Below are 16,655 nucleotides of genomic sequence, written 5' to 3'. Positions count from 1 at the left end.
GGTGTGAGTCCCGTCATCCTGAGGTGCGAGCCTCTTCGGCAAGCCTCGAAGGATGGACGGCCCTGATAGCTCCGCGTGGAGAAAGTCGGGCCGTCGACCCTTCGAGACGGCCGCTTCGCGGCCTCCTCAGGGTGACGGTGAGAGAGCGTGCTTTCGCTAGCTCGAGATCCGCGCGTCGGCGACCGCCTTCTTGAACAGCGCATTCATCGCGTCCGCGATGCCCTGGGTCGGGCTGACCTCGAAATAGAAGCCCGGCGACGCACAGGCCTGCATGTTCTGCGCGATCTGGCTGTTCGGCGACGGGCCGAACGGACCCTGATTGAACGGATCGATCCAGGTCATGTACCAGTTGTTGGTCGGCAGCTGCAGATAGGTGGTGTAGAGCACCGCGATCTTGATGTTGCGCTTCTTGATCGCATCGCAGAGCGCCGGATTGATCGGCGACTGGCAGCGATTGCTTCCGGTGATCGGCTTCAGGCAGCTTGAATTCGGCTCGTCGGCGACCCCGTCGGATACGAAGAACAGATATTTGAGCGGCGCCGACGAGGTGCCCGCGCCCGGATTTGCGATCGCGTTGTTGATCTGGGGGAAAATCGCGGTGAACTGGCTGTCCTTGTCCGCGGTGTAGGAATCGTTGTTGCCGTAGACACCCATCAGATCGATGTTGCCGGCCGCCGACTTTGCACTCGACAGGCTCGACGACAGCGAAAACAGGCTTCGTAGGCCATAGGTCGCCGAGGACGCGCCGAAGTCATAGATCGCCATGCGGAACTGGCTCGAATAGGTCTGGGTCGCCGCCGCGGTGTCCATCAATTGCTGGGTCGCGCTGCGAAGCACGTCGATGCGCGTCGTGACGCCAAGCGATTTCGCCAGGTTGTAGTAGTTGTTGGGGTCGTTGTAGTCGTGGCAGGCGAAGGCGCACTGGTCGTTCGGCTTGAAGCTGTTGCCGGTGGTGGCCGTGACCAGCTTGGCGACGTCCGTCGGCGTGGCGCCGACCCCCATCGACGGCGAATTGTCCAGCAGCAGATAGAAATCGATATAGAGCGGCATGTTCGCGGTCGAGGTCGAGGTGCCCGACACCGACACCTTGCTCCGCCCCAACACGCCGAGGAACATGGTCGGGACATCTGCGGTGAATTGGACCGTCGAGGTGATCGTGCCGCCGCTCTTGGTCATGGTCGGCGTCACGCTGGTCAGCGTGAAGCCGTTCTGGTTGAAGATGTTGCCGTTGAAGATCTTCTTTGCGTCGGCCTCTCCCGCCGAAATCTCGCCGTCCGAGGTCATGGCGCCGGCCGCGATGAAGCCGGGCGATGCCTTGGCGACGGATCCGACGCTCGCCGCGTCGGCGGCGGATATCAGCTTGCTGCGGATCTGGTTGGCGCGGGAATAGTCGACCGCGCATCCGACCGCGACCAGGAGCGGCAGCAGAGCCAGGCCGAAGATCATCGCGATATTGCCGGAGCGATCGCGGCGGAAACGGCTGACGGTCCGGAGCAAGGTGCGCATGGGTTATATCGGCAGAGAAAATGATGGGCTGATAAATCAGGACCTTCACCCTGCCGGCTGCGCATTAAGGCCGGCTTATCGCGAGTGCAGAAAAAACGCGCAGGCACAAATCGTTTGGCTGGCGGCGCGTTGCTGGTTAATGAAAGCTTGAGAATTAATGGGGACATCCGCGCCGCATGGCTGACATCAAGCTGACCCTCGTCGTCGCCTGCGCGCTGGTCGATGCCGACAAGCGCGTGCTGCTGGCGCAGCGTCCCGAAGGCAAGGCGTTGGCGGGACTGTGGGAATTCCCCGGCGGCAAGATCGAGCCCGGCGAGCGGCCGGAACAGACCCTGATCCGCGAGCTGTACGAGGAGATCGGCATCACCGTGAGCGAGCCGTGCCTCGCGCCGCTGACCTTCGCCAGCCATGCCTACGAGGCCTTCCATTTGCTGATGCCGCTCTACATCTGCTGGCGCTGGGAGGGCATGGCGGTGGCGCGCGAGGGCCAGAACCTCGCCTGGGTCCGCGCCAGCAAGCTGCGCGACTACCCGATGCCGCCGGCGGACATTCCGCTGCTGCCGCATCTGATGGATCTGCTGCTGTGATCTTCTTCGCCTCTCCCGCTTGCGGGGAAGCGCGCTGCCAAAATATCGAAAACAACCCCATGCAAAGTAGCCGGCGGCGGCCGGCGTTCGACCAGGCGACTTGACACGTCGGGCAACTCACGGACATTATTCCAATATTCCGAAATCGTGCACGTGCACGCACGCCGCAGGCGCGTATGGCATTTGCGGGCTTCTGCAACTGACGCATCCGCGTCGTCATGGCCGACGGCCATTGCGATAGCCCTGCCGGCAAGGGGAGAGCCGTGGCACGCTGCGTCGCTAACGCTTGCTCCCCTTCACCGCCGCTTCCAGGCTCGCCTTCGCCGAGCCCGGCTTCAGCGGCTTGGGCTGGCTGTCATGCGGCGCCCAGCCGGAGAGCCAGACGATGTCGAAGGTGGCGCGGATGCGGCCGTCGGGGTCGGCGAAACGTTCGCCGTAGATCTGCGCCATGCGCAGCATGGTGGCACGGCGGGTCGGGGTGTGGCGGCGCTCGCGCAGCACGTTGGTCGCGCCCATGCGCCTGAGATCGGCCATCAATGCGAACGCGCTGGCGTAGCGCACCACGACGCGATCAACATCGGTCACCGGCAGCGCGAAGCCGGCCCGCTGCAACAGCGCGCCGATATCGCGCAGATCGGCGAATGGCGCGACGCGCGGCGACACGCCGCCCTCGCACTCCGCCTCCGCCGCGGCAAAGCTCTGCCTGAGCTCAGTCAGCGTGTCGCCGCCAAGCATCGCTGCGAGCAGCAGCCCGTCGCCCTTCAGCGCCCGGCGAAGTTGCGCCAGCACGCCCGGCAGATCGTTGACGAACTGGAAAGCCAGCGCCGAGACCACGAGATCGAGCGACTCGGCCGGCAGGCCGAGCGCTTCCGTCTCAGCGAAACCAATCGTATCGGCCGATCCGACTCGCCCACGCAGGGCGTCCGCGAGCCCGTCCCCCGGCGTCCAGATGTCGGCCGCGGAAGAAAAGCTTCGCGACACCGCCAGCAACCGGTCTGCCATGTCTTCGGTGGCGCGCTCGAGCAGGAACGTCGCCGCCCCCTCGCGCCGCGCGCGCGCCAGCCGCGCGCCAAGCAATGCGCGATCGAACAGGATCGGGGCCGTGGCCGGGGTCGTTGCCATCCGCGCTGGTTACGCCGGACCGCCGCCGCAGGCAATGCGCCTTGAGCCCGTGCGGCTCAAACGCTAGCCTCATCAGCCATGGACGCCGAGGCATCACCGACACGCTCCATTTCCGGTCACATCCAGCGTGCGCTTGGCGCGGTCGGGGGCGCGTGGCAGCGCACCGCGCGGCTTATGCTCGACATCGCGTTGCCGACGCTGTGCGTATCCTGCCGCGAGCCGGTTCATGGCGAGGGCGTCTGCGCGGCGTGCTGGGCCCAATTGTCGTTCATCGCGCCGCCGTTCTGCCCGCGGCTCGGGATTCCCTTCGTCTACGATCCCGGACCCGAGCTGCTGTCGATGGAGGCGATCGCCAATCCGCCGTCCTACCAGCGCGCCCGCGCCGCGGTGCGCTATGACGACGTCGCGCGCACACTGGTGCACGCATTGAAATACCAGGATCGCACTGATCTCGCGCCGACAATGGGCCGCTGGATGGCACGGGCGGGGAAGGAATTGCTCAGGGATGCCGACATGCTGGTGCCGGTTCCCTTGCACTGGCGGCGCGGCTGGAGCCGGCGCTACAACCAGTCCGGCGCGCTCGCCAAGGTGATCGCGCGCCAGAGCGGCGTCAAAATGATCTCCGAGGCGTTGCGGCGCACCCGCGCCACCGAGCAGCAGATCGGGCTGTCGCGCAAGGACCGCGCCAGCAATGTGCAGGGCGCATTCGGGGTCGCCGATGAACGCAAGGCTGACATCCAGGGCCGCCGCGTGATCCTGGTCGACGACGTCCTGACCTCGGGCGCCACAGTGGATGCCTGCGCGCGGGCGCTGTTGCGCGCCAAGGCCGCGCAGGTCGATGTGCTGGTGTTTGCCCGGGTTGTCGATACCCACCGCGCTCCCATATAATCTGATATTCAGGTTCAACCGAGCACACCATGACCGCTGCCATCGAAATCTATACCCGCCCGGGCTGCGGTTATTGCACCGCGGCCAAATCGCTTTTGACGCGCAAGAACGCGGCGTTCACCGAATTGAGCGTCGCCAGCAACCCGTCCTATCGCGACGAGATGTACGATCGCGCCGGCGCAGGCTCGACGTTCCCGCAGATCTTCATCGACAAGACCCATGTCGGCGGCTGCGACGAGCTCTACGCGCTCGACCGCGAGGGCAAGCTCGACGGCCTGCTCAGCAACGGAGGCGGCGCCTGATGAGTACGGACAACATTTTCACCGCCGCCATGGTGCAGATGCGCACCGGATTGCTGCCCGAACCGAGCCTGGAGCAGGGCACGCGGCTGATCCGCGAAGCGGCGGCGCAGGGCGCCAAATACGTGCTGACCCCCGAGGTCAGCAACATGATGCAGCTGAACCGCAAGGCGCTGTTCGAGCATCTGGCGAGCGAAGAGGACGACAAGTCGCTGCAGGCCTATCGCGCGCTGGCCGCCGAATTGAAGATCCATCTGCATATCGGCTCGCTGGCGCTGCGCTATTCGCCGGAGAAGGCGGTCAACCGTTCGTTCCTGATCGGGCCCGAGGGCAATGTGCTCGCGAGCTACGACAAGATCCATATGTTCGACATCGATCTGCCGGGCGGCGAGAGCTATCGCGAATCGGCCAATTACCAGCCCGGCGAGACCGCCGTGATCTCCGACCTGCCCTGGGGCCGGATCGGACTGACGATCTGCTACGACGTGCGCTTCCCGGCGCTCTATCGCGCGCTTGCCGAGGCCGGCGCGTCGTTCCTCACTGTGCCGTCCGCCTTCACCCGCAAGACCGGCGAAGCGCATTGGCACACACTGCTGCGCGCCCGCGCGATCGAGACCGGCTGCTTCGTGTTCGCAGCAGCGCAGGCCGGCCTGCATGAGAACAAGCGCGAGACCTTCGGGCATTCGCTGATCATCGGCCCCTGGGGCGAGATCCTCGCCGAGGGCGGCGTCGAGCCCGGCGTGTTCCTGGCCGAGATCGATCCCGCCAAGGTCGAGACCGCGCGCAAGACCATCCCTTCACTTCAGCACGGCAGGCGTTTCGGCATCGCCGACCCCAAGGCCGGCCCGGAGCATCTGCACCTCGTCCGGGGTTCGGCATGATCCGCTACACGCTGCGCTGCGAGCGCGGCCATCAGTTCGAGAGCTGGTTCCAGAGCTCCGCAGCCTATGAATCGCAGGAGCGGCGTCACCTGATCGATTGCCCGTCCTGCGGCTCTGACAAGATCGAGCGCGCGATCATGGCGCCGCAAATCGTCAGCAAGAAGGGCCGCGAACCGGCTCAGCCGGCGCCGGCCGCTCCCGTGGAGGCACCTGTCAGTGAATCGACGTCGCTGATGATGGCGCAGGAGCGCGAGTTGCGCAGCAAGCTGAAGGAACTGCGCGACCACATCGTCAAGAACGCCGACAATGTCGGCGAGCGCTTCCCCAACGAGGCACGCAAGATGCATTACGGCGATATCGAGCATCGTCCGATCTACGGCGAGGCCTCGCCCGAGGAGGCACGCGCGCTGATCGACGAGGGCGTCGAGGTCTCGCCGCTGCCGACGCTGCCGGAAGACCGGAATTGACCGCTACCTGGCAGGTCTGGGCGTTTCTCTCGGCCGTTTTCGCGGCGCTGACCGCGATCTTCGCCAAGGTGGGCGTCGAGGGCATCAACTCCGATCTCGCCACCCTGATCCGCACCGTGATCGTGCTGATCACGCTGTCGGCCATCCTGTTCGCGACCGGACAATTCACCCAGGCCGGCCCGATCTCGGGCAAGAGCTGGCTGTTCCTGCTGCTGTCCGGGCTCGGCACCGGCGCGTCGTGGATCTGCTATTTCCGCGCGCTCAAGCTCGGACCCGCCACACTTGTCGCGCCGATCGACAAGCTCAGCGTGGTGCTGGTGGCGCTGTTCGGCGCCGTGTTCCTCGGCGAGCGCCCTTCCGCCTATGGCTGGATCGGGATCGCTTTGATCTCGGCCGGCGCGGTGCTGATCGCGGTCAAAGGCTGATCCACAGCGTTTTCGAGCGAAGTGGCTGCCGGTTCGCGTGAAGAAAACGCGTCAAACAAGGGTCTAAGCGGCGATCAACAAGGCAACGCCAACGACGATCAGGACGATGCCAATCACCTCACGCAGCGAGAACGGCTGCTTGAGCGAGAAATACGCCACGCCCTGCGCGAACAGCACCTCGATCAGCGCCAGCGTGCGCACGTTGGCGGCGGCGGTGAGCGCGAACGCCAGGAACCAGAACTGCGAGGAGAACGCGCCCATGAAGCCCGCGAACATCGACGGCCGCCACAGGCCGAGGATTTTTCGCAGCACGTCGGGCGCGCGCAGCAACAGGTAGACCGACAGGATCAGCGTCTGGACGAACAGGCTCCACATCAGCGTGCAGGAGGCTGCCGTCACAAATGTGACGCCGGGCACGGCAATGATAGCGCCGCGAAAACTCACCGCCGAGATCGCGAACACCGCGGCGGCGCCGAGGCCGAGCACGGTCGGCCGCAGATCAGCAAAGCTCCTCGAGCCGCCCGGCCTGAGCGCGGTGACGACGACGCCGATCGTGGCGATCACGATCGCGATCACCTTAGGCGTCGTCAGATGGTCGCCGAGGAAGATGAAGCCGAAGATCGCGGTCTGGATCGCCTCGGTCTTCATATAGGCCGTGGTCACCACGAAGGAGCGGTCGTTCATCGCCAGCAGCATGAAGCCGGTGCCGACGATCTGGCTGAGCGCGCCGGACAACAGCCACGGCCAGAACGACGCCGCCGGCCACGGCACGCGATCGCCGGTCAGCAGCACCGCCAGCGCGAAGAACAGCACCGCGAACGGCAGCCCGAACAGGAAGCGGATATTGGTCGCGCCCCAGGTCCCGAGCGGCCCGGTCAGATGCCGCTGCATCGCATTGCGCGCCACCTGCCCGAACGCAGCGACGATGGTGAAGGGAATCCAGAGCGAGGCGATTGAGAACATGCGGGACGAGGAAAGTGCGCCGGGGCGGGAGTACGCGCCCAACGTGCCGATTGCCGCCGACGCGGTCAACCGAGCCGGCGCATGACTGGATTGCGATCGAGCCGCAAACTCCCCGTAGCACGGATGAAGCGAAGCGCAATCCGGGACCAGCATGAGCGGGGCGAGGTGAAGGCTACACCTCCTCCGCCACCACCATGTAGTTCACGTCCATGTCGGTCGAGACGGTCCATTTGTCGGCGAGCGGGTTGTAGACCACGCCGGCCTGTTCGGTGACGGCGAGGTTGACGTCGCCGAGATAGCGCTCGAGCTCGGCGGGGGTGACGAACTTGCTCCAGTCATGGGTGCCGCGCGGCAGCCAGCGCAGCACGTATTCGGCGCCGACGATCGCCAGCGCAAAGCTCTTCCAGTTGCGGTTCAAGGTCGAGACCACCATCAGCCCGCCCGGCTTGAGCATGACGGCACAGCGCTTGATGAAGGCGCCGACGTCGACGACGTGCTCGACCACCTCCATCGCCAGCACGATGTCGAAGCGCTCGCGTGCGTCCATCTCCTCCACCGTGGTGCAGCGGTAGTCGATCGACAGATGGCCCTTGTCGGCATGCAGCTTCGCGGCCGCGATGTTGGTGGCGGACGGATCGATCCCGATCACCTGGGCGCCGAGCCGGGTGAACGGCTCGCACAGCAGCCCTGCGCCACAGCCGATGTCGAGCAGGCGCAGGCCGGACAGGCAGCTCAGGCTCTTGGCGTTGCGCTCGAACTTGCGACAGGCGGCGTCGCGGATATAGGTCAGGCGCAGCGGATTGATCTTGTGCAGCGGCGCCATCTTGCCGCGCGGATCCCACCATTCATCGGACAGTTTTGAAAACTTCGCGATTTCGGCCGGATCGACCGAGGCGGCGGTGGAATTGGAAAGCGTTGTGGCCATGATTGCGCGCGCCCCTATCGCGCGGTGATCGAATTGCGAAACGACAGCGGCGAGGCGATGGTCTTGATGGTCTCGATGCCCTCGCCGACGCCGCGGATGGTGACGTCGCCATAATTGAGCAGGCGTCCCATGATGCTCTGGTTGACGTCGACGCTCTCGACCTTGTCGAGGCTCATCTCGAAGGTGCGCCGCTTGATGAAGCCGCTCTTGTGCACCACGCGGAAATTGGTGACGTCGGTTTCCGTGGTCCAGCGATGGAACCAGGCTGCGCCGGTCCAGTAAAGCGCCGCGACCGCGACCACGGCGGCGGCCGCAAGGCAGGCCAGCACCAGGCCGTCGACCGTCGTCATCCGTGACAGGATCAAGAGCGCCAGGACCAGGATCCAGGCCCCGATCGCCGGCAGATAGAACATCCAGTGCGCATTGGTGGAATACAGCACCTTCTCGCCGGGCTGCAGGATTTCGTCGATATAGCGTCCCATCCAATCCCGCCTTCGAGTTACCCGCGAGTCACCGTTGCGCCACAGCCCGCCCGCAACCGGCAAAACACCCCCAAAAGACCCTCCGGAGACCCCTACCAACCGGCTTGCCCCCGGGCGCGGCGCTATGTATACGCGCCTTTCGGTGCCCGCGCTTGCGGTTTTCGGCGTGGGTTAACCTACTTATCCTCTTAAAGGAATAGACGCGTCGTCATGGGCCGCCTCGTGATGAAATTCGGCGGTACGTCCGTCGCCAATATCGATCGTATCCGCAACGTCGCCCAGCACGTGAAGCGCGAGGTCGACGCCGGCCACGAGGTCGCCGTCGTCGTCTCCGCGATGTCCGGCAAGACCAACGAACTGGTGGCCTGGTGCACCGAGGCCTCGCCGATGCACGACGCGCGCGAATATGACGCGGTGGTCGCCTCCGGCGAACAGGTCACCTCGGGCCTGCTCGCGATCGTGCTGCAGGGCATCGGCATCCAGGCGCGCTCTTGGCAGGGCTGGCAGATCCCGATCAAGACCTCGGAGGCGCATGCTTCGGCGCGCATCCTCGATATCGACGGCAGCGAGATCATCGACCGTTTCAAGGAGCGCAAGGAAGTCGCCGTCATCGCCGGCTTCCAGGGCATCAACCCGCAGACCGGCCGCATCACCACGCTCGGCCGCGGCGGTTCGGATACATCGGCGGTGGCGATCGCGGCTGCGCTGCGCGCCGACCGCTGCGACATCTACACCGATGTCGACGGCGTCTACACCACCGACCCGCGCGTGGTGCCGAAGGCGCGCCGGCTCGACAAGATCGCGTTCGAGGACATGCTGGAGCTGGCCTCGCAGGGCGCCAAGGTGCTGCAGGTTCGCTCGGTGGAACTCGGCATGGTGCACAACATGCCGATCTTCGTGCGCTCCAGCTTCGACAAGCCAGAGGATATCGACCCGCACGCCAACCAGCCGCCGGGCACGCTGATCTGCAGCGAGGAGGAAATCATGGAAATGCACGTCGTCACCGGCATCGCCTTCTCCAAGGACGAAGCCCAGATTTCCGTGCGCCAGATCGAGGACAAGCCCGGCGTCGCCGCGGCGATCTTCGGGCCGCTCGCGGATGCCAACATCAACGTCGACATGATCGTGCAGAACGTGTCGGAGGACGGCAAGACCACCGACCTCACCTTCACCGTGCCGGCCACCGACTACAACCGCGCCAAGGACACCATTACCTCCGCCAAGGCCAAGATCGGCTATATCAGGCTCGACACCGCAACCGACGTCGCCAAGGTCTCGGTGATCGGCAGCGGCATGCGCAGCCATGCCGGCGTCGCGGCGAAGGCGTTCAAGGCGCTGGCCGACCGCAACATCAACATCCGCGCCATCACTACCTCCGAGATCAAGTTCTCGGTCCTGATCGACGCCGCCTACACCGAACTCGCAGTCCGCACGCTGCACACGCTGTACGGGCTGGACCAGGCGTAAGCTTTTCCCGTCATTCCGGGGCCCGCGAAGCGGGAGCCCGGAATCCATCGGCCCGCAGGCCATGTGGTGAAATGGATTCCGGGCTCGACGCTACGCGTCGCCCCGGAATGACGAGGGGATGGGATTACGCCGCCTCCCGCGGAACAAGCGGCCCCCGGTACCGGCGTCCCGGAGTTAGAATTTCTCTTAGCGGGCGCAGCATCGGGCTGACGCAGACGTTATTTGCTACTGGCAGGCGTTTTGCTTGGCAAAGCGAGCCTCGATTGGCTATACGGCCAGTCAGGTGGGCTGTCGCAAACTGTGGCACAGTTTGTGCGATCCCGAATCGGCGGGAACTGGCGCGAGCGGCGACGCCGAATGACTAAAATTGTTGTTTTTGACGAGTTTTGCGCCAACGGCCGGCCGGCCGCGTGCGCCGGCCTGGTGGGGAGGGACTGAAGCACATGCGGAGCGCGTCGGGAGGCCCCCGCGTCCTGTTGAGACGGCTCCGCGAAACCATGGCGGAGCAAGTCTCCGCCCAGGAACGCCTCGACAAGATCGTGGTGCTGATCGCGGCCAACATGGTGGCCGAGGTCTGCTCCTGCTACGTGCTGCGCATCGACAACACACTCGAGCTCTACGCCACCGAAGGTCTGAACCGCGACGCCGTGCATCGCACCGTGCTGAGCGCGCATGAGGGCCTGGTCGGCCTCGTCGCCAGCGAGGCAACGCCGCTCAATCTCTCCGACGCGCAAAGCCACCCCGCCTTCGCCTACCGCCCGGAAACCGGCGAAGAGATCTACCACTCGTTCCTCGGCGTGCCGATCCTGCGCGCGGGCAACACGCTCGGCGTGCTCGTGGTGCAGAACCGCGCCAAGCGCACCTATGTCGAGGAAGAGGTCGAGGCGCTGCAGACCACCGCCATGGTGCTGGCGGAGATGATCGCCTCGGGCGAGCTTGCCGCGCTGGCCCAGCCCGGCGCCGAGCCCGCCGCGCGGCACTCGCTGCACAAGACCGGCGCGGTGCTCTCCGACGGCATCGCGCTCGGCCATGTCGTGCTGCACGAGCCGCGTGTCGTCATCACCAACTATATCGCCGAGGACCTGCCGAAGGAGATCAAGCGGCTCGACACTGCGCTGGCCAATCTGCGCGCCGATCTCGACCGCATGCTGGAGCGCGGCGACGTCGCCGAAGGCGGCGAGCACCGCGAGGTACTGGAAGCCTACCGCATGTTCGCCAACGACCAGGGCTGGTCGCACAAGCTGCATGAGGCGGTCGCCACCGGCCTCACCGCGGAAGCCGCCGTCGAACGCGTGCAGTCCGACACCCGCGCGCGCATGCTGCGCTCGACCGATCCTTATCTGCGCGACCGGCTGCACGATCTCGAGGATCTCGGCCATCGCCTGATGCGGCAACTGGTCGGCCAGGACCATGCGCCGACGCGCGAGCAGCTGCCCGACAACGCCATCCTGATCGCCCGCGCGATGGGCCCCGCGGCGCTGCTCGACTATGACCGCAAGCGGCTGCGCGGCCTGGTGCTGGAGGAAGGCACCGCGAATTCCCACGTCTCGATCGTGGCGCGCGCGCTCGGCATTCCCGCGGTCGGCGAGGTGCCGAACGCGCCTGGCATTGCCGATCCGGGCGATGCCATCATCGTCGACGGCATTTCCGGCGAGATCTATGTCCGCCCCTCCGCCGAGATCGAATCCGCCTATGCCGAGCGCGTCCGGTTCCGGGCGCGGCGGCAGGCGCAATATTCGGCGCTGCGCGACAAGCCTTGCGTGACCAAGGACGGCCAGCCGATCGAGCTCCTGATCAATGCCGGCCTGACCATCGACCTGCCGCACATCGAGGACACCGGCAGCGCCGGCATCGGCCTGTTTCGTACCGAATTGCAGTTCATGGTGAGCCCGAGCCTGCCGCGTTCAAGCGACCAGCTCGCGCTGTACCGCACCGTGCTCGATGCCGCCGGCGCCAAGCCCGTCACCTTCCGCACGCTCGACATCGGCGGCGACAAGGCGCTGCCCTATATGGAGACCGTGGTCGAGGAAAATCCCGCGCTCGGCTGGCGTGCGATCCGGCTCGGCCTCGACCGCCCCGGCCTGCTGCGCGGCCAGATCCGCGCATTGCTGCGCGCCGGCGGCGGCCGTGCGCTGAAGATCATGTTCCCGATGATCTCAGACATCGCCGAGTTCGACCAGGCCAAGGCGATCGTCGAGCGCGAGCTGACCTATCTGCGCCAGCACGGCCATTCGCTGCCCGAACGGATCGATATCGGCACCATGGTCGAGGTGCCGGCCCTGCTTTACCAGCTCGACGAGCTGCTGAAGAAGGTCGACTTCGTCTCGGTCGGCTCCAACGACCTGTTCCAGTTCCTGTTTGCGGTCGACCGCGGCAATGCCAAGGTCTCGGAACGCTTCGACATCCTGTCGGCGCCGATCCTGCGCGCGCTGCGCGACATCGTGCGCAAGGCCAAGATCGCGAAGAAGGCCGCCTCGCTGTGCGGTGAGATGGCGTCGAAGCCGATCGGCGCGCTGGCGCTGATTGCGCTCGGCTATCGCTCGCTGTCGCTCTCGGCGACCGCGCACGGCCCGGTCAAGGCCTTGATCCTCGACCTCGACGCCAAGAAGGCCGAGGCGATGATCAATCCGCTGCTGGACGCGCCGGTCGGCAGCGTCTCGATCCGCGGGGCGCTGACGAAGTTTGCGGAAACCGAGGGGCTGGCCTTGTAGCGACGCTGCCGTCGCCTCCGCCACCCCTTCGCGCTTTCAGCAATTCGAGACTCCGCCATGCTACCCGAAGCCAAACTCGACGTCCTGCTCGCCCATCACGCCTCGCTGGAGGCCGAGCTGCTCGGCCAGGTCAACTCGGATCGCTATGTTGCGATCACGCGCGAGCTCGCCGAGCTCAACCCGCTGATCGATGCGGTGAAGCTCTATCGCTCCGCCCGATTGGAACTCGCCGACGCCGAGGCGATGCTGGCGGATGCGGGGACCGACGCCGAGATGCGCAGCATGGCGGAAGCGGAGCTGGAAACACTGCAGGCGCGCATCGGCGAGCTCGAACAGGAGATCCGGATCGCGCTGCTGCCGAAGGACGCGATGGACGACCGCAACGTGGTGCTGGAAATCCGCGCCGGCACCGGCGGCGACGAGGCCTCGCTGTTCGCCGGCGACCTGTTCCGGATGTATGAGCGCTTCGCGGCCTTGCAGGGCTGGAAGGTCGAGGTGATCTCGGCGAGCGAAGGCACGGTCGGCGGCTACAAGGAAATCATCGCCGAGGTGCAGGGTCGCGGCGCCTTCGCCAAGCTGAAATTCGAGTCCGGCGTGCACCGCGTGCAGCGCGTGCCCGACACCGAGACGCAGGGCCGCATCCACACCTCGGCCGCCACGGTCGCCGTGCTGCCCGAGGTCGAGGACGTCGACGTCGACATCAAGGACACCGACTTGCGGATCGAGACCATGCGCGCCGGCGGCGCCGGCGGCCAGCACGTCAACAAGACCGAATCGGCGATCCGCATCACCCATCTGCCGACCGGCATCGTGGTGATGATGCAGGACAGCCGCTCGCAGCACAAAAACCGAGCGTCGGCGATGAACATCCTGCGCTCGCGCATCTATGATGCCGAGCGCCAGCGCGTCGATGCCGCGCGCTCTGCCGACCGCAAGGAGAAGGTCGGCTCCGGCGACCGCTCGGAGCGGATCCGCACCTATAATTTCCCGCAAGGGAGAGTCACCGACCACCGCATCAACCTGACGCTCTACAAGCTGCCGCAGGTGATTGCGGGCGAGGCGCTCGGCGAATTGATCGATGCGCTGACCACCGAGCACCAGGCCGCGCAGCTCGCGGCACAGGGCGCGGCGGCGTGAACCGATCCGGCTGCTGGCTCCATTGATCGTCGTCGTCCCTGCGAAAGCAGGGACCCATAACCCACAGGGCGTCATTGTTGATCCCGATATCGACCCCGACCGCCCAGATCGAAGAGCCGCGGCGTATGGGTCCCCGCTTTCGCGGGGACGACGGGCGGTTGGTGTTGCGCGAGGACACCGCGTGATGGCGCCTGTGGTCAACGCAACAGTCGAGACGGCCCGCCGCGCACTGGCTGCGCGGCTGCAATCGACCGGCAACGACTCCGCCGAGCTCGATGCACGGCTGCTGGTCGGCGCCGCGCTTGGCCTCGATCTGACCGGCATGGTGACCGGCGCCGGACGCAATCTGACGAAGGACGAAGCGGATCGCCTCGAAGACCTCGCGCGGCGCCGCCTCGCCGGCGAACCGGTCGCGCGCATTCTCGGCATCAAGGAGTTTTGGGGACTGCCGCTGCATCTGACCGCGGCGACACTGGTGCCGCGCCCCGACACCGAGGCGGTGGTCGAGCGCGCGCTCGAGCTGCTGCACGCCGACGGCGCGGCCGAGCGGGCGTTGCGGATCGCCGATCTCGGCACCGGTTCGGGCGCGATCCTGCTGGCGCTGCTCTCGGAACTGCCGAACGCGCATGGCTTCGCCACCGACATCTCGGCGAAGGCGCTGCAGACGGCGAGCCGGAACGCCGCCGAGCTCGGACTTAGCCAGCGCGCGACATGGATCGCGTGCGACTATGGCAGCGCCCTGACCGGCGCGTTCGACCTGATCGTGTCCAATCCGCCCTACATCCCCTCGGCCGACATCGCCGGTCTCGACATCGAGGTGCGCGCGCACGATCCGCGCGCGGCGCTCGATGGCGGGGCCGACGGGCTCGACGCCTACCGCGCGCTGATTTCGCAATCTGCGGGTCTTTTGACCTCGGGTGGATTTCTGGTTGTCGAAGTCGGACAGGGTCAGAGCGGCGACGTTGAAGCGCTGATGACGGCTTCCGGGTTATCCCCAACAGGGCCGCCCAAGGCCGATCTCGGGGGCGTTCCGAGGGCCGTTTCGGCCCGCCGGCTGCCCCGATAAAGTCCTATTGGAACGCAAAAAAACCTCTTGGAATATCCCCCGGGAACGACTACGTTCCGCCCACAACATCGGTGCTGGCCCCGTAACCGTTACGGGTGATGACCAGGGTTCAGCAGAGCCCGCCGATCGAAAGGTTCCAGGAACGCAGGTCTCATTGAGCGCAATAGCCGAAGCTGTGCTGCTCTCGACCGCCAAGCGAACGAAAGCCTGTTATTGCGCTTGAACACTTACGCACGAGAACTGGGCCTGTCTCAACGGGCGGAATGATTTTGTCGCTGGCGTGTTTGGCCGGCGGCGGTTGGGGAACGCGTCTTTGCTGAACGCGACTTTGCTGAACGAGATGGTCGGCGACATCGATGCCACTTCGAACGGTATTGCGATTCCGTGCGCCTAGGCGCGCGCCGAATCGGACTCTTGGAATTGGAATCTGGGAATCGGACTTCTGAGAAATCGGACTGTGGACTGCAATAACTTCAGGGCTGGAATAAAAGGCGACAGATGAGAAACGGTCAGAACAACAAGCGGATGCGCAACCGGAATAACAACAACAATAACAACAACAATAATAACCGGCGCGGCCAGAATCCCCTGACACGGGTGTACGAATCGAACGGACCCGACATCAAGATCCGCGGCACGGCCTCCCACGTGGCCGAGAAATACGTCCAGCTTGCGCGCGATGCACGCTCCTCCGGCGATCCGGTGGCAGCCGAGAACTACTACCAGCACGCCGAGCACTATTACCGGATCATCGCGACCGCGCAGGAGCAGTTCCGGCAGAATCAGCAGCCGCCGCGCCCCGACGCCGAGGTGACGCAGACCGAAGACGGCGACGACGACAGCGACGGCTACTCGAGCTTCGGCCAGGAGCCGGGCTTCGTGCCGCAGCAGCAACAGCCATTCATGCGCGACAACGGCCAGCAGCCCTACCAGCAGCCGCGGGAGCATCGCGAGCGTGACCAGCCGCCGCGCGAGCAGCAGCCGCGTGAGCACCGCGAACGCGAGCATCGTCCGCAGCCGCAGTATCAACCGCTACCGCAGAACCAGCCGCAGCCGGTGCTGGCCGATGCCGGCGGCGTCGATCGCCTGCCCTCGTTCATCACCGGCGGCGCGCAGCCGCAGGTCAACGGTGGCCCCTATGAAGCCAACAATGGCGGCGCAGAACGCGGCGAACGGAGCGAGCGCTTTCCGCGCCGTCGCCGCCGTCCGCACGGCCCGCGCCCCGACATGGCGGCGCAGCCGGCGCCGAGCGACGACTTCAATCCGGGCAACGAGTAACCCTGAAAATCTGTCACCCTCCCTTCACTGGGAGGGTGAATGATCCGCGTCGCGACTCCGAGTCGTCACACGACTCCGCGTCTTCCTACGACTCCGCGTGACTGGATTTGCGCGTCGCCGTCGAGGACGGCACGAGCACCGGACGCAATGACGGGATCAGCTGCGTGCGTTCGCGGCGCGCCGGGATCGCGCGATAGACCTGCTTGCTCGCTTCCACGATATGCACGCCGGCGAACGGCATCGACAGCGCCGCGCCGACCCGCTCCCACGCCATCGCCGAGCGCAAGAACCAGCTGCCCTGCACCGGCGGCATGAACAGCGCCTCACCCCATGACGCCGGTGTGAACCAGGTCTGCCGCAACAGCTGGGTGATCTGCGCACGCGAATAGGGCCGGCCATGGCCGAACGGCGTGGCATCGGTGCGCGTCCAGACGCCGCGCCTGTTCGGGAT

At 65.8% G+C, this 16,655-nt stretch carries 16 protein-coding genes and 1 pseudogene; 11 read left to right on the top strand and 6 right to left on the bottom strand.

The window, feature by feature from the left end; translation table 11 throughout:
- Window positions 1-156: 156 nt before the first annotated feature.
- The gene (locus H8B02_RS16090; protein WP_229167130.1) at window positions 157-1,506 is read right to left on the bottom strand and encodes a TadE/TadG family type IV pilus assembly protein; all 1,350 of its coding nucleotides are present in this window, start codon (window positions 1,504-1,506) and stop codon (window positions 157-159) included.
- Window positions 1,507-1,682: 176 nt separating this feature from the next.
- Here H8B02_RS16090 and H8B02_RS16085 point away from each other — a divergent pair, with 176 nt between their 5' ends.
- Complete coding sequence (locus tag H8B02_RS16085) at window positions 1,683-2,093, top strand: (deoxy)nucleoside triphosphate pyrophosphohydrolase (RefSeq protein ID WP_229167129.1); 411 nt, start codon at window positions 1,683-1,685, stop codon at window positions 2,091-2,093.
- A 279-nt stretch (window positions 2,094-2,372) separates the two neighbouring features.
- On the opposite strand, the gene H8B02_RS16080 is transcribed toward H8B02_RS16085, so the two are convergent.
- Complete coding sequence (locus H8B02_RS16080) at window positions 2,373-3,215, bottom strand: methyltransferase domain-containing protein (protein ID WP_229167128.1); 843 nt, start codon at window positions 3,213-3,215, stop codon at window positions 2,373-2,375.
- A 78-nt stretch (window positions 3,216-3,293) separates the two neighbouring features.
- On the opposite strand from H8B02_RS16080, the gene H8B02_RS16075 reads away from it, so the two are divergent.
- Genes H8B02_RS16075 through H8B02_RS16055 form a run of 5 tightly spaced genes read left to right on the top strand, consistent with a single transcriptional unit; the run spans window position 3,294 to window position 6,175 of the window.
- Window positions 3,294-4,103, top strand: coding sequence for a ComF family protein (locus H8B02_RS16075; RefSeq protein ID WP_229167127.1), 810 nt, complete (start codon window positions 3,294-3,296; stop codon window positions 4,101-4,103).
- A 29-nt stretch (window positions 4,104-4,132) separates the two neighbouring features.
- Window positions 4,133-4,405 carry a glutaredoxin 3 gene (grxC, locus tag H8B02_RS16070; protein ID WP_229167126.1) on the top strand — a complete coding sequence of 91 codons (273 nt, stop codon included), beginning with the start codon at window positions 4,133-4,135 and terminating at the stop codon, window positions 4,403-4,405.
- Window positions 4,405-5,283: a carbon-nitrogen hydrolase family protein gene (locus H8B02_RS16065; RefSeq protein ID WP_229167125.1), complete on the top strand. Its 879-nt coding sequence runs from the start codon at window positions 4,405-4,407 to the stop codon at window positions 5,281-5,283. The genes grxC and H8B02_RS16065 overlap by 1 nt, the downstream gene beginning before the upstream one ends.
- Entirely contained in the window at window positions 5,280-5,750 is a 471-nt protein-coding gene (locus H8B02_RS16060; protein WP_229167124.1) for a DUF1178 family protein, read from the top strand. The genes H8B02_RS16065 and H8B02_RS16060 overlap by 4 nt, the downstream gene beginning before the upstream one ends.
- Window positions 5,747-6,175 (top strand): EamA family transporter, encoded by a 429-nt coding sequence (locus tag H8B02_RS16055; protein WP_229167123.1) that lies wholly within the window; start codon window positions 5,747-5,749, stop codon window positions 6,173-6,175. Before H8B02_RS16060 ends, H8B02_RS16055 begins: the two co-directional genes overlap by 4 nt.
- A 63-nt stretch (window positions 6,176-6,238) precedes the next feature.
- Here H8B02_RS16055 and H8B02_RS16050 read toward each other — a convergent pair whose 3' ends face one another.
- The 3 genes from H8B02_RS16050 to H8B02_RS16040 form a co-directional block, all read right to left on the bottom strand.
- The gene (locus H8B02_RS16050) at window positions 6,239-7,138 is read right to left on the bottom strand and encodes an EamA family transporter (protein ID WP_229167122.1); all 900 of its coding nucleotides are present in this window, start codon (window positions 7,136-7,138) and stop codon (window positions 6,239-6,241) included.
- A gap of 172 nt (window positions 7,139-7,310) precedes the next feature.
- On the bottom strand, window positions 7,311-8,063 hold the full coding sequence (gene ubiG, locus H8B02_RS16045; protein WP_229167121.1) for a bifunctional 2-polyprenyl-6-hydroxyphenol methylase/3-demethylubiquinol 3-O-methyltransferase UbiG: 753 nt from the start codon (window positions 8,061-8,063) through the stop codon (window positions 7,311-7,313).
- 14 nt (window positions 8,064-8,077) lie between these two features.
- Complete coding sequence (locus H8B02_RS16040) at window positions 8,078-8,545, bottom strand: PH domain-containing protein (RefSeq protein ID WP_229167120.1); 468 nt, start codon at window positions 8,543-8,545, stop codon at window positions 8,078-8,080.
- A gap of 210 nt (window positions 8,546-8,755) precedes the next feature.
- Here H8B02_RS16040 and H8B02_RS16035 point away from each other — a divergent pair, with 210 nt between their 5' ends.
- The 5 genes from H8B02_RS16035 to H8B02_RS16015 all read left to right on the top strand — a co-directional run bounded on the left by H8B02_RS16035 (window position 8,756) and on the right by H8B02_RS16015 (window position 16,204).
- A complete protein-coding gene (locus H8B02_RS16035) occupies window positions 8,756-10,012 on the top strand; it encodes an aspartate kinase (protein WP_229167119.1) in 1,257 nt (418 codons plus the stop codon).
- 443 nt (window positions 10,013-10,455) lie between these two features.
- The gene (ptsP, locus tag H8B02_RS16030) at window positions 10,456-12,723 is read left to right on the top strand and encodes a phosphoenolpyruvate--protein phosphotransferase (RefSeq protein WP_229167118.1); all 2,268 of its coding nucleotides are present in this window, start codon (window positions 10,456-10,458) and stop codon (window positions 12,721-12,723) included.
- 57 nt (window positions 12,724-12,780) lie between these two features.
- Window positions 12,781-13,860 carry a peptide chain release factor 1 gene (gene prfA, locus H8B02_RS16025; protein ID WP_229167117.1) on the top strand — a complete coding sequence of 360 codons (1,080 nt, stop codon included), beginning with the start codon at window positions 12,781-12,783 and terminating at the stop codon, window positions 13,858-13,860.
- Window positions 13,861-14,044: 184 nt separating this feature from the next.
- On the top strand, window positions 14,045-14,926 hold the full coding sequence (gene prmC / locus H8B02_RS16020; RefSeq protein WP_229167116.1) for a peptide chain release factor N(5)-glutamine methyltransferase: 882 nt from the start codon (window positions 14,045-14,047) through the stop codon (window positions 14,924-14,926).
- A gap of 498 nt (window positions 14,927-15,424) precedes the next feature.
- The gene (locus H8B02_RS16015) at window positions 15,425-16,204 is read left to right on the top strand and encodes a DUF4167 domain-containing protein (RefSeq protein WP_229167115.1); all 780 of its coding nucleotides are present in this window, start codon (window positions 15,425-15,427) and stop codon (window positions 16,202-16,204) included.
- Window positions 16,205-16,289: 85 nt separating this feature from the next.
- Here the strand turns inward: H8B02_RS16015 and H8B02_RS16010 are convergent.
- A pseudogene (locus H8B02_RS16010) lies at window positions 16,290-16,655 on the bottom strand (methyltransferase type 11); the annotation flags it as partial.

The sequence above is a fragment of the Bradyrhizobium altum genome, from assembly GCF_020889705.1.
GTDB lineage: Bacteria > Pseudomonadota > Alphaproteobacteria > Rhizobiales > Xanthobacteraceae > Bradyrhizobium > Bradyrhizobium altum.
The sequence above is the reverse complement of the archived record's forward strand: the minus strand, read 5'-3'. Positions and strand labels throughout refer to the sequence as shown.